Source organism: Ensifer sp. CCNWLY38, from assembly GCF_037120565.1.
Lineage (GTDB): Bacteria > Pseudomonadota > Alphaproteobacteria > Rhizobiales > Rhizobiaceae > Ensifer > Ensifer adhaerens_H.
This window is the reverse complement of record NZ_JBBBBO010000004.1, coordinates 1-19,659: the sequence shown is the minus strand read 5'-3', so window position 1 is coordinate 19,659 and position 19,659 is coordinate 1. Positions and strand designations below refer to the sequence as shown.

Genomic DNA, 19,659 nt, shown 5'->3' with positions numbered 1-19,659 from the left:
CCCAACGGCCGTTCCCTCAAGGTAACAATCAAGGATGGAGAAGAAGCGTGAGCTATCACAACGCAAACCTGCAGGATGCCCGGATCAAGGAAACCCACGACCTGATCGCGAGCGACAAGGTTGAAGGCACGAAGGTCTATGGCTCCGACAACAAGCACATCGGCTCGATCGAGCGCGTGATCATCGAAAAACGCAGCGGTCGTGTTGCCTACGCCGTGCTCGGTTTCGGCGGCTTCCTCGGCCTCGGCGAAGACCACTATCCGCTGCCCTGGGCGAAGTTGACGTATGACGAAAGCCTCGGCGGCTATCGCACCGACGTGACGCGCGATCAGGTCGAGCGCGCGCCGAAGTATCGCGGTCACGAGGAATACGACTGGAACGCGGAAAACGGCCGTCGCGTCTACGACTACTACGGCGTGCCGCCCTACTGGATGTAAGGTCGGACTGTCGCATGTCCGAATATTTGAGGCTCCGCCAGAGGCGGGGCCTTTTCTGTGCCCAATCCTAGAGCGCCGTGCGTTCAAGTGAACGCACAAAGGACGCTCTAGCACTTTGATTCTAGAGCATCTTTCCGCTTCCAGTGATTCCACTTGAGAGCGGGATGCTCTAGAGATGCTTCTCGCGAAGCGCCGCGATGTGATTTCGGCACAGGAAGGATTCCGGCAGATCGAGCGCCGGGAGACCGACTATTTCGTCGACAACGAAGCGCGCCAACCGGTGCGCAATCCCGAAGCTCACCTTGAAGCCGCCGGTCAGCACGGAAATGTTCGAATGGTCAGGGTGCCGCCCGACCATGGGTTCGCGCCCCGCCGACTTTGGCCTGAGCCCGGCCCAGCGCTCAACCACCTCCGCATCCGCCAGACGCGGCGCCAGCAGTGTGGCGTGTAGAAGGAGATCGTCGAGCTGTTCGTCCGTGGACAATGGATCGGCAAAGCTGTTCTCGCTGGTGCTGCCGATCGCCACATGGCCATCGTCATGAGCGATGATGTAGACGCCATCGGTGAAAATAACCGGCAGGCCTGGATCGACATCCGCCTTCAAGAGCGCGGCCTGACCCTTGACCGCCGTGCCGCTCGTCGATTTCAGCGGCCCCGACACGGCATCGATCAGCGGGAAACTGCCGATGCCGGCAGCGATGATGCAATGGTCGAAGCTGAGCCGGCTGCCATCGTCACGCTCGGCCCTGCCGTGCGCCGGAAGGATGGCGCGCACGCCCGAGCCTTCATCCATCTGAACATTCTGCAACTGCAACAAGGCGGCGCGCAGGGCCGAAAGCGTGCGGCGCGGCGACACCCGCGCGGCGAGCGTATCGAAAACGACGCCATGCGCCGTTGCCTCCGTGCCTGGCCAGCCCTCTGGGCCGTCCTCCTGGACATGCCAGAAGAATTGCCGGTCGCCCGCGCGCCATTGCTGTCGTGCGTCCTGTTCATGCCGGAGCGCAATGTCGCGTAAGTGCGGCTTGGCGAGCGGCATCAGCCTCCCGGTGCGGCGATAGCCGGTCGACACCCCCGCCTCGGCTTCGAGCTGCGCGATCTCCTCTTCGAGCGACACCAGCGCTTCGAACTGGAATTGTTTCTTGGCATTCCAGCGGTCGGGCATATGCGGCATGAGCGCGCCCAGCAGGCCGCCGCTCGCGCCGGCACCGATGGCCTGTTGCTCGACGAGCCGCACCGTCATGCCCTTGCGCGCGGCGGAAAGGGCGGCCCACAGCCCCATGATACCGCCGCCGACGACCAAAAGCTCGCTCATCGATTGACCTTCTCCGGCCGGCGGATTATCGCCTTTGCCATGACAGGACCAGCAGACCCGATCGACCCGCCAGCGCACCAAAACCTTGATTGGCACGAGGGCGATATGCCCTATTCCCGGGAGTTTGGCGATCACTTTTATTGCCGCACCGATGGGCGGCTGGAATGCGGCCACGTCTTCCTTTCGGGCAACGGCCTGCCGGATCGCTGGGTCGGTGCGGGCACCTTCCGCATCGGCGAACTGGGCTTCGGCACCGGGCTCAATTTCTGCGAGACATGGCGCCAGTGGAAGGCAACCGCTGGAGCCGGCGACCGTCTGCACTTCGTCTCGTTCGAGCGGTTTCCCATGGCCGCCGACGAGATTTCCCGCGCGCTCAGCCACTGGCCGGAAATCGATGCGGAACGGCTGGCCCTGGTCTCCCGCTGGCCGGCAGACCCCGACGGTGACGTCCGCATCGACTTTGGCGACGGCGTCAGCCTCACCGTCGTCTGCGGTGCGGCGCTCGAAGGTGTCGCCCGCGCCGAACATCCGTTCGACGCCTGGTATCTCGATGGCTTCGCCCCCTCGCGCAATCCTGACATGTGGTCGGAAGAGCTGATGCGGCTCGTTTTCGAGAAAACCGCGCCCAGCGGCAGCTTCGCGACCTATGCGGCCGCCGGTTTCGTCCGCCGCAATCTCCAGGCCGCCGGCTTCGTCGTCGAAAAACGCAAGGGTTTCGCCGGCAAGCGCGAGATGCTGCGGGGCGACCGCCCCTACTGCATGTCTCCTTAAATCGACCTCGATTTAAGGACCAAGACATGCAGAAAATCAAAGTGCTACAGCGACCTTTGCGCGTCTGATAAGACGCGCGGCGCTGCAGGCGGCCCCGCCCCGATTTCGACGTGTCTTGAACGGTTGCGCCATCGCACTGCGAAAATGCGTCAGCGGAAACGATTTACTCCACAAGAGAACTGAACTGTCGCAAATGGCGGGCCATCGCGCCTGCGAATCTGCGACACAACCCCATCGGCAACACGGTGGGTCCTTCATGAACGACGATCAGTTTCCCGATGCAGCAACCGGCGATGCGGCCTCGACCCCGCTGGAGCGGCGACGCAGGCCAGGTGGCCGCGGTGGCGAGCGCACTCGCAAGTCCGCAGGCGGAAAATACCTCAATCTTGTCAATACGCTGGCAAAGTCCACGGTGCTTTCGGAAGATGCGCTCGAAGCGATCCATGACGCGTCGCTGACCATCCTCGAAGAGATCGGCATGGACATCATCCTGCCGGAAGCACGCGACCGGATGAAGGCCGCCGGCGCCGATGTGACGCCCGGCACCGACCGGGTGCGCTTCGACCGCGGGCTGATCATGGACATGATCGCCTCCGTGCCTCCGGCCTTCACCATGCATGCCCGCAACCCGGCGCGCAACGTTGCGATCGGCGGCAACAATCTCGTCTTCGCCCAGATCGCCAGCGCGCCTTTCGTCGCCGATCGTGACGGCGGCCGCCGCACCGGCAACCAGGAAGATTACCGCAAGCTGGTGAAGCTCGCCCAGTCCTACGACATAGTGCACACGACCGGCGGCTATCCGGTGGAGCCGGTCGACATTCATGCCTCGGTCCGCCACCTCGACTGCCTTTCGGACATGGTGAAGCTCACCGACAAGGTCTTCCACGTCTATTCGCTTGGGAAGCAGCGCAATACCGACGGCATCGAGATCGCCCGCATCGGCCGCGGCATTTCGATGGAGCAGATGGAACGCGAGCCTTCGCTGTTCACCATCATCAACACATCGTCGCCGCTTCGCCTGGACGGGCCGATGCTGCAGGGCATCATCGAGATGTCCTCGCGCAATCAGGTGGTGGTGGTTACGCCCTTTACGCTTGCCGGCGCGATGGCACCGGTGACGATTGCCGGCGCGCTGGTCCAGCAGAACGCCGAGGCACTTTGCGGCATCGCCTTCACCCAGATGGTCAGGCGCGGCGCACCCGTCATGTATGGCGGTTTCACCTCGAACGTCGACATGAAGACCGGCGCACCCGCCTTCGGCACGCCGGAATACATGAAGGCGGTGGTCGCCGGCGGCCAGCTCGCCCGCCGCTACAACATCCCCTACCGCACCTCGAACACCAATGCCGCCAACACGCTGGACGCGCAAGCCGCCTACGAGTCCGCCATGTCGCTCTGGGCGCTGACCCAGGGCGGCGGCAACTTCGTCATGCATGCCGCCGGCTGGACCGAGGGCGGGCTCACGGCCTCCTTCGAGAAGTTCATTCTCGACGTCGACATGCTGCAGATGGTGGCGGAATATCTGGCGCCGCTCGATGTCAGCGAGGATGCGCTGGGCCTCGATGCCGTGCGCGACGTCGGCCCCGGCGGCCACTACTTCGGCACGCTGCATACGCTGCAGCGCTACGAGACCGCCTTCTATTCGCCCATCCTTTCCGACTGGCGCAACTTCGAGACCTGGACAGAAGCCGGACGGCCGACCACGTACGATCATGCCAACCGTATCTTCAAGCAGAAGCTCAACGAATATGAGCGCCCGCCGCTCGATCCCGCGATCGAAGAGGAACTTGATGCCTTTGTTGCCAGACGCAAGGCAGAGGGCGGCGTCCCGACGGACTTCTGACGGAGCGCCGCGATGGCTGATTGCACGAGCAGCCGCTAGTATGGAGGCGAGCCCTACAAGCCGGGCTCAGGGAAAGACGGCAGCCCGCGCCGTGGCGATCAGTTGATCCGTCGTTGAGGCGACACAATTGCGGTCAATCTCAGCGACTGTCCGCTCCCTGACATGCGCGGACAGGTGTTTTCTGAAATCGCCGAGGGTCCTTGGGGCGGCGCAGATCACGAGGCTGTCGAAAGCGTGGTTGGCGGCGTAACTTTCGAGCCTTTCAGCAACGTCGGCGACGAAGCGCTGCTGCTCCTCGCGAACGGGATCGCTCTTGTATTCCATGGCGGAGCGGCCGTGCCCGTCGGACGAGTGCGCTCTGCCCGGCTTATCCGCCATGATGTCCTGAACGCGTTTCGGTTCGGTGTGAAAAGTTTCCTCGTCCGGCCGCTGGCGTTCCTCCTTCAACAGGTTCACGCCCTTGACGATGCGCGCGGTGTTGCCATCCGCGACCAGTATCCATGTCCGGTTCTGCACGATTGTCTCCCAGTGAAAGGTGTTGATCGTGGCGGGCCGAAGAGGCCCTTGAAGGAAACGCGCGAGGCTCGGTTCGGTTCCATCAAAACGCCGCTCAGCACCAATTGTTTCGGCCTGTAACGGCGATCACATCCGTGCGACATAGGCCTCGAAGCTGCGCTCCGCTGTCACCTCGTAACGCTCACGCTCGACGTGAACGGAGCTGATCCTGTCGACGCGAAAATCGCGGAAATCCGACCTCAGCTCGCACCAGCCCGTCAGCAGCCAGAAGTGGCCGAAGACGCTGAGACCGAGCGGCCAGATGATCCGCTCGGAGTGCTCGTTCTTGAGGCTGTCATAGCTGAGGCGAAGCTTGCGCCGCTCCGCGATCGCCTGGCGCAGATCGCCGAGCAGTGCCGGCGGTTCCGGCTGGAGCGCCGAGCGGAAGGCGCGAAGTGGTGCCGCCATCAGCCTCTGCCGGTGTTCGGGAGGCAAGCCGTGGGCGATCTTCTCCATCGCCTCGCGCGCCGATCGAGCAAGCCGCCCGTCGCCCAGCATCTGCACCGCTCTGGCACCGAAGGCGAGCGCTTCGAGCTGCTCGAAGGTGAAGGCGAGCGGCGGCGCGTCGAAGGCCCCGCGCAGCAGATAGCCGACGCCACGCTCGCCATCGATCGGCGCACCAGAAGCGATCAGATGCTCCATGTCGCGGTAGATCGTCCGCTGCGCGACCTCCATCTTCTCGGCGATCTCCCGCGCCGTCATCGCCCGGCCGGTCGCGCGCAGGAGCTGGATAATGCGAAACAGCCGGTCGGCGGGTCTCATCCGAGGTCTCCCTTCGCCATTCTGCCCACGTTTGAAAGGGCTATAGCGACCGCCCGGCACGCACAAGCATGCGAGTGTCGACTATGGCCATAAGGCTGTCAGTTGCCCTATGCTAAATCAAGCTCCAACAGACATGGAGCATGAACATGACCAGCGACCACATCCTTGAGCTTGCCGTTTGCATCGTTCTCGACAAACCCGCGGCGACAGCCACGCGCCGCCGGGCGATGCAGGCCGTTTCCCGCTATCCCGGGTTCGTCTCCTGGCGCGCCGTCGATTCCTGCGAGACCTCGGGCATGTTTGCGGACCTGGTCGAATGGGAGACGCTGGAGGCCGCCCAATCGGCCGGTGAGCGCGTTCGGGTCGATCCGGAGTTTGCGCCTTACGCGGCGACGATCAGCGCGGTAATGCTGGTGCAGCATTTTACCGACGGCCAGAAGATCTGAGCGGCCAGAAAAACGAGCGAAGGACTGCCGAGCGATGGCCGAGCCACTGAAGAACCTGCTGCACCCCGGCGTCGTCACCGATATCGCCGATCGGATCGCCCGTGGCGCCAGCGTCTTCGATCGGGAAAAATTCCTGCGGCTCGCGGGCGATGGCCTCGAAACGCTGGAACTGATGCAGCGTTCGCTCAAGATCCGTGACGCGTTGGTCGAAACGCTGCCGCAGCCGTTCCCTGAAGCGGTCGCCATTCTTGCGGCCTGCCTGCCCCGAGACGATGCGCCCGGTCTCAGCGGCTGGGCATTGCTCCCCCTCAGCCAGTACGTCGCCTTGCGCGGCCTTGGGGAATTCGACCTGTCGCTGTCGCTGCTGCGTGCACTGACGCCGCATTTCACCGCCGAGTTCGGCATTCGCGTCTTCATCGACCGCGATCAGGACCGCGCTCTTGCGGCGATCCGCTCCTGGACCCAAGACGCCAACCATCACGTCCGCCGGCTGGCGAGCGAAGGCACGCGCCCGCGCCTGCCCTGGGCAATGCGGCTGCCGAAACTCATCCGCGATCCGAAGCCAATCCTGCCGATCCTGACGGCCCTTCTCGACGACCCCGAGGACTATGTGCGCCGATCGGTCGCCAACAGCCTCAACGACATCGCCAAGGACCATCCGGATCTGGTGGTGGCTTTCGTCGTGGGGCATATCGTCGACGCATCACCGGAGCGCCGCCAGTTGCTGCGCCATGCCTCGCGCACGCTCTTGAAGCAGGGCCACCCGGACGCGCTTGGCAATTTCGGCTTCGCTCCCCCGGCTGGCATCAATGCCAGGTTCTCGCTCGACCGCTCCGAGATCGTGCTCGGCGAAAGCCTCGGCCTGCGCCTGGCCGTCAGTCATGACGCCGAGACGAGCCAGAAGGTGATGATCGATTACGCCGTGCATCACCGCAAGGCGAACGGCGCGTCATCGCCGAAGGTGTTCAAATGGACCTCGGCGACGCTTGCGCCCGGCGGCTCGATCGAGATCGAAAAACGCCATGCGATCCGACCGATCACCACCCGGCGTTACTATCCGGGCGCGCACCGCATCGTCATCCTCGTTAACGGCCAGGAAGCGGCTGAAGCCGGCTTTGATCTCGCGCTGGAGTAGATCTCATTTCGCACCTGCGAAAAGATGCGCCTTGACTTTTTCGCCCAAAACGACGACATGGTGCCCAGCGTCACCTTCAGGCCGCCGCGTGAGCGCGCCCTCGGCAACACAGAAAGCCGTGAAGAAGGAAAAGCGCACCCATACGCCGTAAGCGGCGACAGCACAGGCGCTTGACGACTTTTTTCTTAACCCACAAGTTCCCAATTCACGCGGGGTTCTTGACGCCAAACGACACCGGAACAGCAAGGATGCGGTTCCGGCGAATGCGTTTGGCGCCCCCAAAAGGTATATGCATTTGTCCACCTTTAAAGATCTCGGCCTCTCCGAGCACATTCTGGAGACCCTGTCCGCCAACGGCTTCGAAAAACCGACGCCGATCCAGGCGCAGGCAATTCCGCAGGTGCTGAAAGGCAACGATCTCATCGGTCTCGCCCAGACCGGCACCGGCAAGACGGCCGCCTTCGGCCTGCCGATGATCGAAAAGCTCGTTGCCGAAGGCAAGCGCCCCGATCCGCGCAACATCCGCGCCCTCGTACTGGCCCCGACCCGCGAACTGGTCAACCAGATCGCTGCCAACCTCAAGCTCTTCGTCAAGAAGTCTCCGCTGAAGATCGGCGTTGTCGTCGGCGGTGTCTCGATCAACAAGCAGACCGAGCAGCTCGCCCGCGGCGTCGACATCCTGGTCGCAACGCCGGGCCGCCTGCTCGATCTCGTCAACCGCAAGGCCGTGACACTGACGCAAGGGCGCTACCTCGTCCTTGACGAAGCCGACCAGATGCTCGACCTCGGCTTCATCCACGACCTGCGTAAGATCTCCAAGCTCGTGCCGAAGAACCGCCAGACGCTGCTGTTCTCGGCCACCATGCCAAAGCAGATCGCCGAGCTTGCCGGCGAGTACCTGACCAACCCGATCAAGGTCGAAGTCACACCTCCGGGCAAGGCCGCCGACAAGGTCGAACAGTATGTTCACTTTGTTCCCGGCAAGGACCTGAAGACGACCATCCTCAAGAAGACGCTGACCGACAATCCGGACGGCCTGTCGCTGATCTTCAGCCGCACCAAGCATGGTGCCGAGAAGCTGATGAAGCACCTCGACCACGTGGGCTTCAAGGCCGCCTCGATCCACGGCAACAAGAGCCAGGGCCAGCGCGAGCGGGCACTGAAAGCCTTCCGTGATGGCGAGATCCGCGTGCTGGTCGCGACCGACGTCGCCGCCCGCGGCATCGACATCCCCGGCGTCACCCACGTCTACAACTACGACCTGCCGGAAGTGCCTGATGCCTATGTTCACCGCATCGGCCGCACCGCGCGCGCCGGCCGCGACGGCATCGCGATTGCCTTCTGCGCTCCGGACGAAATCCGCCTGCTGCGCGACATCGAGAAGCTGATGGGCATCAACATTGCTGTTGCCAGCGGCGAAGCCCCGGCCGACCAGGCCCGCCCCTCCAAGAGCCGCAGCGGCCGCGGCAATAACGGCGCCGGCCACCGCAAGGGCAATGGCGGCGGTCAGCACCAGAACGGCGGCCGTCCTCCGCGCCGCGAGCGCCCGGCTGGCGAGCCGGTTGCAGCCACCAGCGGCTTTACCGGCGACGACCTGTTGCGCGACGAGCGTCGTCCGCAGCGCCAGGAACGCCGCGATCATGGCCATCCGCAGACCGACGGCCGTGGCGAGGGCAACCGCAACCACGAAGGCAAGAAGCACCACGGACGCCCCGGCCAGAAGCAGGGCGACCGTCGCGACCGCAACCATGGCGGCCGCAACGAGAACCGCGGTGGCGGCGAGCGTCGCGAAGGCGGCCAGGGCCAGCGTCGTGGCAACGGCGGCAACCGCGGCCACCAGGGCTGATTTCTAAAAATCGCTGAAATGAACGGCGGGCCTAAGCGACCCGCCGTTTTTTTATGCCCGCTGCTTGCGGTTGGTAAGATAAACGCCCGCGACGGCGATCACCGTTCCGATGACCATCGGCAGCGTCAGCGCTTCGCCGAAGAAGAGCCACGCCTGCACTGCGGCAAGCGGCGGAACCAGATAGATCAGCGACGCCGCGCGGGACACCTGGCCGCGGCGGATGAGATAGAGCAGCAGCGCGATCGCGCCCATCGAGAGCCCTAGGACCGACCAGGCGAGTGCGAGCACGACCTGGAGGTTCCAGGTGACGTGCAGATCCTCCAGCATCAGGGCAAGCGGGATCGTCACGATCAGTGCGCCGAGATACTGAAGCGCTGCGATGCTGCGAATGTCGCCGCTCTGCAAGTGACGTTTCTGGTAGAGTGTGCCGTAGGTAACGGCAGCCATCCCAACCACGTTGACGATGACAGGCAGCAGATGGATTGGCGTCGCGCCGGTATCGATCGCCAGTACCTTCGGCAGCACGGCAAGCGCAATGCCGAAGAAACCGAGCACCAGCCCCAGCTTCTGTTGGGTCGTCAGCTTTTCGTCGATCACGACGGCCGCGGCGACTGCCGTCATCAGCGGCTGCAGGCCGGCAATGATGCCGGAGATACCGGCCGGAACACCTTCGCCGATTGCCCACCAGACCGCCCCGAGATAGAGCCCGTGCAGGAACATGCCCGAGACGACGGCATGGCTGGCCATCGCCCAAGATTTCGGCCATCGGGCGCCAGTGACGACGCAGAACAGGATGAAGAGCACGATCGCCAGCGTATAGCGCAGCACCAGAAAGGTCAGCGGATCCGCGTAGGCAGCCGCATATTTCGCGACGACCCAGCCGGTCGACCAGAGCAGAACGAAGATGGCGGGAGCCAGGCGGGTGAGCATGATGGGCCTATCGGATGACGGCGGCAGATCGGCGGCATGCAGCCCACGGAAGGCGACATCAAGCCGCTGAATACTCTGATCTACCGGATGATTTCGGGCCAAATCGTTGCGATTTAGGCATTGAGGCAAGTAGACGCGGCCGCATTGATGGTCAAAACAATTTTTCTGATGGGAAGGATCAGCCGATCGGAACCATCAGCCGGAGCGAGGAAAGCGACAGCGAGACGAAGCCGGGCTCGTACTCCTCCCGATAGTGCAGCACGGTGGTATCGGCAGCGTGTCCCTCAGCCGCCATCCAGTCGAACATTCTCTGATAGTGGGCAAAGGCGTCGCCGCTTTCCGGATGATGCAAGGCGGTGACAAAACGCATGGCCGGCAGGTCGACATGCCCGGGATGAACCGTTGTCTCGGCCTTGTCGGAGATGTAGCCGACAAGATAGCGGAAGCCGTCCGGGCGGTCGTTCCAGGAAAGGCCGACCAGCGCCGCATGATCCCCCGGGTGAAGATGTTGGTGGTGCCCCTGCATCTCGGCGATCAGCCGGCGCACGGCTCCATCGGCCGCCTCGCCAAAAGTGCCTTCCCAAAACGAGCCGGCTATGCGCTGGGCCGGTCTTTCAACGATTTCGAACGCCATGACCACCTCATCAAACGAAGGTCCTGCAACTTTTGCCGGCCACACGAAGGCCAGTCGCAGGAGTAAAACGGAATTTGCCTCAAAGCAGTTCCACAAAGACGCGGGCCGCGTGGCTGAACTGCCTCTCGCGATGGGTCAAGAGTTCGAAGTTACGCTCCGCCAGTTCAAACGGCAGCTCGACCAGCCGGCCGCTGTCGACGAAGGGCTGGGCGGCAAGCCGGGAAACGGCCGTGACGAAGGGACCGCTTTCGACGGCCGTCAGCACCGCTTCGTTCGAAGGCAGATCGAGCTCGATCTTCAACCCGTCGAGCTCCGCTCCATGATCACCCATCGATTGCAGGAACATTGCCCGCGTGCCGGAGCCCTCTTCACGCAGCACCCAGCGCGCGGCAAGCAGCATCTCCAGATTGACCGGGGAGCCGACAAGCGGATGCGCGGGTGAAACGTAGACCGCGATGCGGTCGACCGCGACACGGCGGTGGTCGAGCCTGGCGCCATCGACCCGCCCTTCGACGAAGCCGAGCTGCACCGTCCCCTCCTCGACCGCCTCGGCGACGACGGCGGTGTTGCGCACGGTGAGTTTCACATCGACCTGCGGATAGTCGTGGGTAAAGCGCGCGAGACGCGCCGGCAGCCAGTAGCTCGCAACCGTCTGGCTGGCGGCAATCGACAGTTCGCCGCGGCGAAGCTGGGAAAGATCGTTGAGGCAGGCGGCCGCGGCCGTCGCCCGAGCGAGAACCGCACGCGCCTCCGGCAGGAAAGCCTTGCCGGCGTCCGTCAGCGTCAAGCCGCGGCCGACACGATCGAACAACCTGATGTCGTGCTGGGTTTCGAGCGCGGCGATTGCGGCACTCGCCGCCGATTGGGTGACGTTCATCGCCTCGGCGGCTTTGGTCATGTGCAGGCGCTCGGCGACCGCGACGAAGATTCTAAGCTGATCGAGTGTCATGGCAAATCAATCGCAAAAATCGATCAAAATGACAAGAATAATCCGTTAGACTGATTCATGGATAGGCGTAGGTTGCACGCCATGTCCAGATTGCATCCCACATTCCGCTCCGCCCTTTCGTCCTCTGTTTCTCGCCTGACGTGTATTCTTCCGGGACTTTTCCTCTGCTGCCTCGTCGCGCTTGCGGCCATTGGCCTTGAATGGATCGAGTGGCGCTGGACAGGTCGGGCATGGCTGGAGGCCCTCGTTCTTGCCATTCTGCTTGGCGCCATCGTCCGCACGATCTGGACGCCCAGCGCCCGCTTCCTCTCCGGCATCCATTTCTCTGCCAAGGTTCTGCTGGAGACCGCAATCGTCCTGATCGGCGCCATGCTGAGCTTCGACGCGATCGCCGCGAGCGGGCCGACCCTGCTTGTCACCATCGTCGCCATGGTTGTCATGTCGATCGCCACCGGTTACCTGATCGCCCGCCTGCTCGGCCTGCCAAAGCGGCTCGCGACCTTGATCGCCTGCGGCAACGCCATCTGCGGCAATTCCGCCATCGCCGCCGTCGCTCCGGCGATCGGCGCCCGCGGCGAAGAGGTCGCCGCCGCCATCTCCTTTACCGCCATTCTCGGCATAGCCGTCGTCCTGTCTCTGCCCTTCGTCGGCGGCTGGCTCGGCATGACGCCGCAGGGCTACGGCGTCTTTGCCGGCATGACCGTCTATGCGGTGCCGCAGGTTCTCGCCGCTGCCAGCCCTTTCAGTTCGCTCTCGGTTCAGGTCGGCACGCTCGTCAAGCTCGTGCGCGTGCTGATGCTCGGCCCCGTCGTCTTCTGTTTCTCGCTGATCGGCGGCCGCGATGCTAAACCCGCGCCGGGCGAAGGCCGCGCAGTGGGATCGCGCCTCGCCGCCGTCGCCCACTTCGTCCCCTGGTTCATCCTCGGTTTCCTGGTCGTCGCCATTGCCCGCAACAGCGGCGTAGTCCCCGACCCGGTCGCGACAGGCGCCGTAAAGGTCTCCACCTGGCTGACCGTCATCGCCATGGCCGCTCTCGGCCTCGAAGTCGACGTCCGCACGCTCGCCAATGCCGGCCCGCGCGCCAGTGCCGCTGCCCTGCTCTCGCTTCTCGTGCTCTGCATCCTGTCAGCGCTCGCGATCGCTTGCCTGGGCCTCGGCTAGCACCGAAAACCCGCGCCCAAATTTAGAGCATATGCATATTTTGCAGCCGCTCGGCCGCCACACCTTTCGGCGGCCGGATCCCGCTGCACTGTTGTTGGGCAGTTTTCCCCGCGAACAAGCGCCCGAACCGGCGCCAACTTTCTTTTCAGGCGACTGAGCACGCTTCTTGCATTGCAACCAACGTTGTACTCAAATGGTCAAAAATAAGGGGACCACGCCTTTGGCATTTGACGAAATGATGAATGCGGACAGCAGTCCGCGCCAGCCATATTCGACCTATCATGATTGGTATGCCAGCCAGGACAAGAATCGGCTCATAGCGAAATCCCGGGAAGCCGAGAACATATTCCGCAAAACCGGCATCACCTTCGCGGTCTACGGACACGCAGACTCATCCGAAAAGCTCATCCCCTTCGACCTTATCCCCCGCATCATCTCCGGCCGCGAATGGCGCAAGCTCGCGCAAGGGATCGAACAGCGGGTCATCGCGCTCAACGCCTTCCTCGACGACATCTACCACAAGCAGGAAATCATTCGCGCCGGCCGCATCCCGCGCGAGCTGATCGAGAAAAACGTAGCCTTCCTGCCGCAGATGATCGGCTTTAGGCCGCCGGGCGGCGTCTATACCCACATCGTCGGCACTGACATCGTGCGCACCGGCGAAGACCAGTTCTATGTTCTGGAGGACAACGCGCGCACACCGTCCGGCGTCAGCTACATGCTGGAAAACCGGGAAACCATGATGCAGATGTTCCCGGAACTCTTCCATCAGAACCGTGTGCGCCCGGTCGAGAACTACCCCTATCTCCTGCGCCAGAGCCTGGCCTCACTCGCCCCTCCCGGCTGTACCGGCAAGCCGCGTGTCGCGGTGCTGACGCCCGGCATCTACAACTCCGCCTTCTACGAACACGCCTTCCTTGCCGACATGATGGGCGTCGAGCTCGTCGAAGGCTCGGATCTGCGCGTCATCGACGGCAAGGTGAAGATGCGCACGACCCGTGGCTACGAAGCGATCGACGTACTCTACCGCCGCGTCGACGACGACTTCCTCGATCCGCTCACCTTCCGGCCGGATTCAGCCCTTGGCATTCCCGGCATCATGGATGTCTACCGCGCCGGCAACATCACCATCGCCAATGCGCCCGGCACCGGGATTTCAGACGACAAGGCGATCTATTCCTACATGCCCGAGATCGTCGAGTTCTATACCGGCCGCAAGCCGCTGCTGGAGAACGTGCCCACCTGGCGCTGTTCCGAGCCGCAGAGCCTCAAATACGTGCTCGAACATCTGGAAGAGCTGGTGGTCAAGGAAGTCCACGGCTCCGGCGGCTACGGCATGCTTGTCGGCCCGACGGCGAGCAGGAGGGAACGGGCCGTCTTCGCGGAAAAGCTCAAGAGCCGCCCCAACAACTACATCGCCCAGCCGACGCTCTCCCTCTCCACCGTGCCGATCCTCGTCAACAAGGGCATTGCACCCCGGCACGTCGACCTTCGTCCCTATGTCCTCGTCTCCGACAAGGTTCAGATCATCCCCGGCGGTCTGACGCGCGTGGCGCTCAAGGCCGGTTCACTCGTCGTGAATTCCAGCCAGGGTGGCGGAACCAAGGACACCTGGGTGCTGGAGGACTGAGAGATGCTGGGAAGAACTGCAAACGGCCTCTACTGGATGTTCCGCTACATCGAGCGGGCGGAAAACGGCGCCCGGCTGATCGATGCCGGCCTGCGCATGTCGCTGACGCGAAGCGAAGCGAGCGAAGACGATTGGGACGGCGTGCTGCAAAGCGCCGGGGTCCGGGAAAACTATGACGAAGTGCACGACAAGCTGACGAGCATCGACGCGATCGACTTTCTTTTGCGCGACCGCGCCAACCCGTCGAGCGTCATGTCCTGCATCGAGGCGGGCCGCCACAACGCGCGCATGGTGCGCACGGCGCTGACCCGGGAGACCTGGGAAGCGACCAACGAATGCTACCTCGAAATGAAGACGATGCTCTCCAAGAAGGCGCGTCCGACCGACATGCCGGAGATCATCGACACGATCAAGCGGCGCGCCGGCCTCATCCGCGGCGCCTTCCACGGCACGATGCTTCGAAACGAGATCTTCAACTTCTCGCGCATCGGCACATTCATCGAGCGAGCCGACAACACCGCCCGCATCCTCGACGTGAAATACTACGTGCTCCTGCCGGCAGTCGCCGCTGTCGGCTCGTCGATGGACAATGTGCAGTGGGAATCGATTCTGCGCTCGGTCTCGGCCCACCGCGCCTATGGCTGGGTCTATGATGCCGAGCTTCGCCCGGCCAACATCGCCGACTTCCTGATTTCCAACGGCCGCATGCCGCGCTCGCTTGCCTATTGCTACGAGAAGATCGCCAGCAATCTCGGCTATCTCGAACGGGAATATGGCGAGCGCCACGCCGCCCACGACACCGCCGACCGCACGCTCGCGTCGCTGCGCAGCCAGTCGATCAAGGACATCATGGATGTGGGCCTGCATGAATATCTCGAAGACTTCATCAGCCACAACAACCGTCTGGGACAGGAAATCTCCGACGGTTACCGGTTCAACTGAGTTCGGGAGGATGGCATGCACCTGAAGATCAGCCACACGACCGAATACCACTATGACGAACCCGTGCAATACGCGCTGCAGCGCCTGCGGCTGACGCCACTGACCCAGGCCGGCCAGACCGTTCTCGGCTGGGATACCCTTGTCGATGGCGCGGCAATCGAAGTGAGCTACGACGACCACTTCGGCAACCGGGTTCATCTTGTCAGCGTCGACGGCGACCGCGACGCGATCCGCATCACTGCGTCAGGCGAGGTCCATACGGAGGATCGCGCCGGCGTCTTCGGGCCGCACCAGTCCTACGTACCGCTCTGGCTCTATGCCCGCGAAACGCCTTTGACCAAGGCCGGCAAGCTGATCCGCGAACTCGCAAAATCCGCCGAAGGCGACACCGACCTTGCCCGCATGCATGCGCTGATGGAGACGATCCACAAGGCTGTGGAATACAAGCCCGGCGAGACCCACGCGGAGACGACGGCCGAGGATGCGCTCGAAAGCGGCAGCGGCGTCTGCCAGGACCACGCCCACATCCTGATCGCAGCGTCGCGCTCGCTCGACCTGCCGGCGCGCTACATCTCGGGCTATCTGATGATGGAAGGCCAGCCGGATCAGACGGCGAGCCACGCCTGGGCCGAAGTGCATCTGAACGGGCTCGGCTGGGTCGGCTTCGACGCTGCCAACAAGATCTGCCCCGACGATCGCTACGTTCGCATAGCTTCCGGCCTCTGCTACCGCGACGCCGCGCCGATCTCCGGCCTGATCCATGGCGAGGCCAAGGAGACGCTCAAAGTTTCGGTGACCGTCGAGCAAAAGCAGCAAAGCCAGAGTCAGAGCCAAAGCCAGAGCTGACCCGGTTGCGTTATTGGCGCCGTTTCTACTGGATTCGAACGCCTTGCCGTGAAAGCTCCGCCTGGACCGCAGCGATATCGACGCGATCCGGCGACCTTCCCTGTCGGATGGACAGCGCGGCCGCGACGCCGGCTCCCTGCCCGACCACTGCGCAGCAAGCCATGTTGCGCGTCGCCGCATGCGCGATCCGGTCACCGCCGATGGCCCGCCCGGCGACGAGCAGGTTCTCAATCGACTGCGGCAAGAGGGCCCGATAGGGAATGTGCATGTAGCGCCCCGTCGTCGGCAGGATGAGAACGCCGTAGCCATCGATGAACTCGGGATAGATGCCGATGCTGTCTTCGAAGCGAGCCTCGTTGCGCACATCCCCCTCGGTCAGATTGTAGACGGCGTCGATCTTGCGGGTATCACGAATGCCGATCGTCATGCCGAAGTTCCTGAGCCGCGCCGCCGCGCAACCGGGCGTGTAGCGCCTGAGCGCCTCTATCGCCAGCATCGCCTGCCGTCGCCCTTCGATCTCAAAGCGCGTCAGGCTGTCGGGATCGGTCCCGTCGCACCCGGCGAGGTGGACGAGATTCATGTAGGTCATCTCGCCGGTGTCGTGGACCGCGCCCCAGGTTCCGCCGATCGTGTTGAGGTGCGCCGGAATGACGCCATCGCGAATGGCCTGCGCGAACGGCTTGGCCAGGAAAGGCGAAAACATGTCGTCCTCCTTGCCGGAGGTCTCGACCTGCCACTCGCCGGTCGACCAGTTGCGGTAGGTCTGCGGGTCGGCGCGCACGCCCTCCAGGAAGGCGCGCTTGTCGATGCCGGCAAGATGAAACATCACCGATGCCGCCTGCATGGCCTCCACCGGTGTCTTGATGACCGACGCTCCGGCCCAGTTCGCGACGTCGGCGTCCCCCGTCGCATCGATGACGCGCTCGGCGAGGATCGCCTCGCGTCCAGCCTTCGACTCGGTGACGATACCGACGATGCGGTTTCCGTCCATCAGCGGCGCCACGAACTGGCGGTGCAGCATCGGGTGGATGCCGGCGTCCTCGACCAGCCGGTCGGCCACGAGCTTGAACCCCTCCGAGTCGATCTCGTAGGAGAGCGACTGCGTTTCAGGGACTGCAGCGCCCATCTCCTTGGCAAGCTCCTCGAACTCCCGGCCGATGCCGCCCGCTTCAATGGTCTGCTCATGTCGATACCAGGCAAAGCCTTCGACGCCGACCACCGTGATGTTGCCGCCGAAGCAGCCAAAACGCTCGACCAGCGCCACGGTCACGCCCGCTCTGGCCGCCGCAAGGGCCGCAGCCAGCCCGCCAGGACCCGACCCGACGACGAGGACATCAGTGCGATGCACGATCGGAGTGGATCTGGCAGGTTCGGTGATGAAAGCGGGCTTGGCGGGCATTCAACGCTCCTGGACCGATAGACGACGCTTCGGGCCAGGCGGCACGAAGGCTTTCCGTTCTATCGCGACCGCTCGCGTGGATGCGCCCTGGAAACGGACCGCGAATGTCCCCGATGCGGCGCGCCACCCGGACGCGCCGTGCCGATCAATGGCTGTCGCGGTTCATCGGGATTTCCGCGCCACGCGGGCCGACGAGGAAGTCGAGATCCGCCCCCGTATCGGCCTGCATGACCGTCTTGACATAGAGACCGCCATAGCCGCCGGCTAGCGGCTTTACCGGCGACACCCAGGCCGCGCGGCGGCGAGCCAGTTCCTCGTCCGAAATGTCGAGGTGAATGGTGCGGGCCGGCACGTCGACGGCAATCATGTCGCCGTTCTCGACCAGCGCCAGCGGGCCACCATCGGCCGCTTCCGGCGCCGTGTGCAGGATGACCGTGCCATAGGCCGTGCCGGACATACGCGCGTCCGAAATGCGGATCATGTCGGTGATGCCCTTCTTCAGCACCTTCGGCGGCAGGCCCATATTGCCGACCTCGGCCATGCCCGGATAACCCTTCGGGCCGCAATATTTCAGCACCATCACGCAGGTCTCATCGATATCGAGATCGTCGCGGTTGATACGGGCGTGATAGTCCTCGATGCTTTCGAAGACGACGGCACGCCCCTTGTGCTGCATCAGATGCGGCGAAGCGGCAGACGGCTTCAGCACGCAGCCCTTGGGTGCCAGGTTGCCGCGCAGCACTGCGATGCCGCCCGATTTCGTCAGCGCCTTTTCGCGCGGCACGATGACGTCGTCATTGTAGTTGACGACATCCTTGACGTCGTTCCAGATCGTGTCGCCGGTGACGGTCACGGCATCCTTGTGAAGGAGTCCCATTTCGCCCACGGCCTTGATGACGACCGGCAGACCGCCGGCGTAGTAGAACTCTTCCATCAGGTACTTGCCCGATGGCTGCAGGTTGACGATCGTCGGGACGTCGCGGCCGAGGCGATCCCAGTCGTCGAGGCTGAGATCAACGCCGATGCGACCGGCAAGCGCCAGCAGGTGCAGGACCGCATTGGTCGAGCCGCCGACGGCACCGTTGACGCGGATGGCGTTCTCGAAGGCTTCTTTCGTCAGAATGTCGGAGGGCTTCAGATCCTCTTTCACCATGTCGACGATACGGCGGCCGGAGAGCTGAGAGATCACCCGCCGGCGCGCGTCGACGGCAGGAATGGCCGCGTTGCCGGGCAGCGTCATGCCAAGCGCTTCGGCCATGGACGCCATGGTGGAAGCGGTCCCCATGGTCATGCAGCTGCCAGCCGAACGGGCCATGCCCTGCTCCGCATCCATGAATTCCGCCAACGACATCTCGCCGGACTTCACCATCTCGGAGAACTGCCAGATCGCCGTGCCGGAGCCAACGTCTTTGCCACGCCACTTGCCGTTCAGCATCGGGCCGCCGGAAACCAGAATGACCGGGATATCGACGCTTGCAGCGCCCATCAGCAGGCTCGGCGTGGTCTTGTCGCAGCCGCCGAGCAGCACGACGCCATCGACCGGATTGCCGCGGATCGCCTCTTCGACGTCCATCGCCGCAAGATTGCGAAACATCATCGCGGTCGGGCGAAGCGTGCTTTCGCCGACGGAGAAGACCGGAAACTCCACCGGGAAACCGCCGGCCTCATAGACGCCACGTTTCACCCGTTCAGCGAGATCACGCAGATGCGCGTTGCAGGGCGTCAGCTCCGACCAGGTGTTACAGATGCCGATGATCGGCCGTCCATCGAACGTATCGGCCGGCAGGCCCTGGTTCTTCATCCAGGAGCGATGCATGATGGCATTCTTGCCGGTGCCGCCGAACCAATCCTGCGAACGCAGCTTGCGCGGCCATTCAGCTTTCTTCTTCATCTTATCCTTCCTTAGGCGGCCCGCGCAGTCACGCGGGCCTGTGACGGCGCCCGTTAAGCGAGCGTGTAGGCCGTCTTGACGGTGGTGTAGAACTCGGCGGCGTAACGACCCTGCTCGCGCGAGCCATGGGAGGAGCCCTTGCGGCCGCCGAAGGGCACGTGGAAGTCGAC

Annotated in this window: 19 protein-coding genes; 10 read left to right on the top strand and 9 right to left on the bottom strand. The window is 63.6% G+C overall.

The window, feature by feature from the left end:
* The first annotated feature begins 47 nt into the window (after positions 1 to 47).
* Positions 48 to 437 carry a PRC-barrel domain-containing protein gene (locus V7S54_RS09695; protein ID WP_065374301.1) on the top strand — a complete coding sequence of 130 codons (390 nt, stop codon included), beginning with the start codon at positions 48 to 50 and terminating at the stop codon, positions 435 to 437.
* Positions 438 to 606: 169 nt separating this feature from the next.
* On the opposite strand, the gene V7S54_RS09690 is transcribed toward V7S54_RS09695, so the two are convergent.
* Complete coding sequence (locus V7S54_RS09690) at positions 607 to 1,749, bottom strand: NAD(P)/FAD-dependent oxidoreductase (RefSeq protein WP_065374302.1); 1,143 nt, start codon at positions 1,747 to 1,749, stop codon at positions 607 to 609.
* A gap of 39 nt (positions 1,750 to 1,788) precedes the next feature.
* Here V7S54_RS09690 and mnmD point away from each other — a divergent pair, with 39 nt between their 5' ends.
* Both mnmD and V7S54_RS09680 read left to right on the top strand, forming a co-directional pair.
* Positions 1,789 to 2,520: a tRNA (5-methylaminomethyl-2-thiouridine)(34)-methyltransferase MnmD gene (mnmD, locus tag V7S54_RS09685; RefSeq protein ID WP_065374454.1), complete on the top strand. Its 732-nt coding sequence runs from the start codon at positions 1,789 to 1,791 to the stop codon at positions 2,518 to 2,520.
* 256 nt (positions 2,521 to 2,776) lie between these two features.
* The gene (locus V7S54_RS09680; protein WP_065374303.1) at positions 2,777 to 4,363 is read left to right on the top strand and encodes a trimethylamine methyltransferase family protein; all 1,587 of its coding nucleotides are present in this window, start codon (positions 2,777 to 2,779) and stop codon (positions 4,361 to 4,363) included.
* 66 nt (positions 4,364 to 4,429) lie between these two features.
* Here V7S54_RS09680 and V7S54_RS09675 read toward each other — a convergent pair whose 3' ends face one another.
* Together V7S54_RS09675 and V7S54_RS09670 are read right to left on the bottom strand one after the other, a co-directional pair.
* On the bottom strand, positions 4,430 to 4,879 hold the full coding sequence (locus V7S54_RS09675) for a host attachment protein (protein ID WP_058321185.1): 450 nt from the start codon (positions 4,877 to 4,879) through the stop codon (positions 4,430 to 4,432).
* 126 nt (positions 4,880 to 5,005) lie between these two features.
* The gene (locus V7S54_RS09670; RefSeq protein WP_058321186.1) at positions 5,006 to 5,680 is read right to left on the bottom strand and encodes a helix-turn-helix transcriptional regulator; all 675 of its coding nucleotides are present in this window, start codon (positions 5,678 to 5,680) and stop codon (positions 5,006 to 5,008) included.
* Positions 5,681 to 5,826: 146 nt separating this feature from the next.
* On the opposite strand from V7S54_RS09670, the gene V7S54_RS09665 reads away from it, so the two are divergent.
* The 3 genes from V7S54_RS09665 (at position 5,827) to V7S54_RS09655 (ending at position 9,107) form a co-directional block, all read left to right on the top strand.
* A complete protein-coding gene (locus V7S54_RS09665) occupies positions 5,827 to 6,126 on the top strand; it encodes a hypothetical protein (RefSeq protein ID WP_057252963.1) in 300 nt (99 codons plus the stop codon).
* Positions 6,127 to 6,160: 34 nt separating this feature from the next.
* Positions 6,161 to 7,261 carry a DNA alkylation repair protein gene (locus V7S54_RS09660; RefSeq protein WP_065374304.1) on the top strand — a complete coding sequence of 367 codons (1,101 nt, stop codon included), beginning with the start codon at positions 6,161 to 6,163 and terminating at the stop codon, positions 7,259 to 7,261.
* Between the two features lie 295 nt (positions 7,262 to 7,556).
* A complete protein-coding gene (locus tag V7S54_RS09655; RefSeq protein WP_065374455.1) occupies positions 7,557 to 9,107 on the top strand; it encodes a DEAD/DEAH box helicase in 1,551 nt (516 codons plus the stop codon).
* A gap of 51 nt (positions 9,108 to 9,158) precedes the next feature.
* On the opposite strand, the gene V7S54_RS09650 is transcribed toward V7S54_RS09655, so the two are convergent.
* From V7S54_RS09650 to V7S54_RS09640, 3 genes are all read right to left on the bottom strand, one after another.
* On the bottom strand, positions 9,159 to 10,037 hold the full coding sequence (locus V7S54_RS09650) for a DMT family transporter (RefSeq protein WP_336408387.1): 879 nt from the start codon (positions 10,035 to 10,037) through the stop codon (positions 9,159 to 9,161).
* A 178-nt stretch (positions 10,038 to 10,215) separates the two neighbouring features.
* Positions 10,216 to 10,671, bottom strand: a complete 456-nt coding sequence (locus tag V7S54_RS09645) for a GyrI-like domain-containing protein (protein ID WP_058326507.1) — start codon at positions 10,669 to 10,671, stop codon at positions 10,216 to 10,218.
* 79 nt (positions 10,672 to 10,750) lie between these two features.
* Entirely contained in the window at positions 10,751 to 11,620 is an 870-nt protein-coding gene (locus V7S54_RS09640) for a LysR family transcriptional regulator (protein WP_065374306.1), read from the bottom strand.
* 81 nt (positions 11,621 to 11,701) lie between these two features.
* Here V7S54_RS09640 and V7S54_RS09635 point away from each other — a divergent pair, with 81 nt between their 5' ends.
* The 4 genes from V7S54_RS09635 (at position 11,702) to V7S54_RS09620 (ending at position 16,199) form a co-directional block, all read left to right on the top strand.
* Positions 11,702 to 12,781, top strand: coding sequence for a YeiH family protein (locus V7S54_RS09635; protein ID WP_083203610.1), 1,080 nt, complete (start codon positions 11,702 to 11,704; stop codon positions 12,779 to 12,781).
* 235 nt (positions 12,782 to 13,016) lie between these two features.
* Positions 13,017 to 14,411: a circularly permuted type 2 ATP-grasp protein gene (locus V7S54_RS09630; protein ID WP_065374456.1), complete on the top strand. Its 1,395-nt coding sequence runs from the start codon at positions 13,017 to 13,019 to the stop codon at positions 14,409 to 14,411.
* A 3-nt stretch (positions 14,412 to 14,414) separates the two neighbouring features.
* A complete protein-coding gene (locus V7S54_RS09625) occupies positions 14,415 to 15,353 on the top strand; it encodes an alpha-E domain-containing protein (RefSeq protein ID WP_065374308.1) in 939 nt (312 codons plus the stop codon).
* Between the two features lie 15 nt (positions 15,354 to 15,368).
* Positions 15,369 to 16,199 (top strand): transglutaminase family protein, encoded by an 831-nt coding sequence (locus tag V7S54_RS09620; protein ID WP_065374309.1) that lies wholly within the window; start codon positions 15,369 to 15,371, stop codon positions 16,197 to 16,199.
* 25 nt (positions 16,200 to 16,224) lie between these two features.
* Here V7S54_RS09620 and V7S54_RS09615 read toward each other — a convergent pair whose 3' ends face one another.
* From V7S54_RS09615 to V7S54_RS09605, 3 genes are all read right to left on the bottom strand, one after another.
* Entirely contained in the window at positions 16,225 to 17,598 is a 1,374-nt protein-coding gene (locus tag V7S54_RS09615; RefSeq protein ID WP_065374310.1) for an FAD-dependent oxidoreductase, read from the bottom strand.
* Positions 17,599 to 17,743: 145 nt separating this feature from the next.
* Positions 17,744 to 19,489, bottom strand: coding sequence for an L-arabinonate dehydratase (araD, locus tag V7S54_RS09610; protein WP_065374311.1), 1,746 nt, complete (start codon positions 19,487 to 19,489; stop codon positions 17,744 to 17,746).
* Positions 19,490 to 19,542: 53 nt separating this feature from the next.
* Positions 19,543 to 19,659: aldehyde dehydrogenase family protein (locus V7S54_RS09605; RefSeq protein WP_336408392.1), on the bottom strand; the 117-nt coding region annotated here is incomplete at its 5' end.

Bases quoted from the DNA above. Each gene is read 5' to 3' on its own strand.
- araD (WP_065374311.1), bottom strand. From the start codon at position 19,489: ATGAAGAAGAAAGCTGAATGGCCGCGCAAGCTGCGTTCGCAGGATTGG.
- V7S54_RS09665 (WP_057252963.1), top strand. From the start codon at position 5,827: ATGACCAGCGACCACATCCTTGAGCTTGCCGTTTGCATCGTTCTCGAC.
- mnmD (WP_065374454.1), top strand. From the start codon at position 1,789: ATGACAGGACCAGCAGACCCGATCGACCCGCCAGCGCACCAAAACCTT.
- V7S54_RS09615 (WP_065374310.1), bottom strand. From the start codon at position 17,598: ATGCCCGCCAAGCCCGCTTTCATCACCGAACCTGCCAGATCCACTCCG.
- V7S54_RS09690 (WP_065374302.1), bottom strand. From the start codon at position 1,749: ATGAGCGAGCTTTTGGTCGTCGGCGGCGGTATCATGGGGCTGTGGGCC.
- V7S54_RS09670 (WP_058321186.1), bottom strand. From the start codon at position 5,680: ATGAGACCCGCCGACCGGCTGTTTCGCATTATCCAGCTCCTGCGCGCG.
- V7S54_RS09640 (WP_065374306.1), bottom strand. From the start codon at position 11,620: ATGACACTCGATCAGCTTAGAATCTTCGTCGCGGTCGCCGAGCGCCTG.
- V7S54_RS09625 (WP_065374308.1), top strand. From the start codon at position 14,415: ATGCTGGGAAGAACTGCAAACGGCCTCTACTGGATGTTCCGCTACATC.
- V7S54_RS09635 (WP_083203610.1), top strand. From the start codon at position 11,702: ATGTCCAGATTGCATCCCACATTCCGCTCCGCCCTTTCGTCCTCTGTT.
- V7S54_RS09680 (WP_065374303.1), top strand. From the start codon at position 2,777: ATGAACGACGATCAGTTTCCCGATGCAGCAACCGGCGATGCGGCCTCG.
- V7S54_RS09630 (WP_065374456.1), top strand. From the start codon at position 13,017: ATGATGAATGCGGACAGCAGTCCGCGCCAGCCATATTCGACCTATCAT.
- V7S54_RS09620 (WP_065374309.1), top strand. From the start codon at position 15,369: ATGCACCTGAAGATCAGCCACACGACCGAATACCACTATGACGAACCC.
- V7S54_RS09645 (WP_058326507.1), bottom strand. From the start codon at position 10,671: ATGGCGTTCGAAATCGTTGAAAGACCGGCCCAGCGCATAGCCGGCTCG.
- V7S54_RS09660 (WP_065374304.1), top strand. From the start codon at position 6,161: ATGGCCGAGCCACTGAAGAACCTGCTGCACCCCGGCGTCGTCACCGAT.
- V7S54_RS09650 (WP_336408387.1), bottom strand. From the start codon at position 10,037: ATGCTCACCCGCCTGGCTCCCGCCATCTTCGTTCTGCTCTGGTCGACC.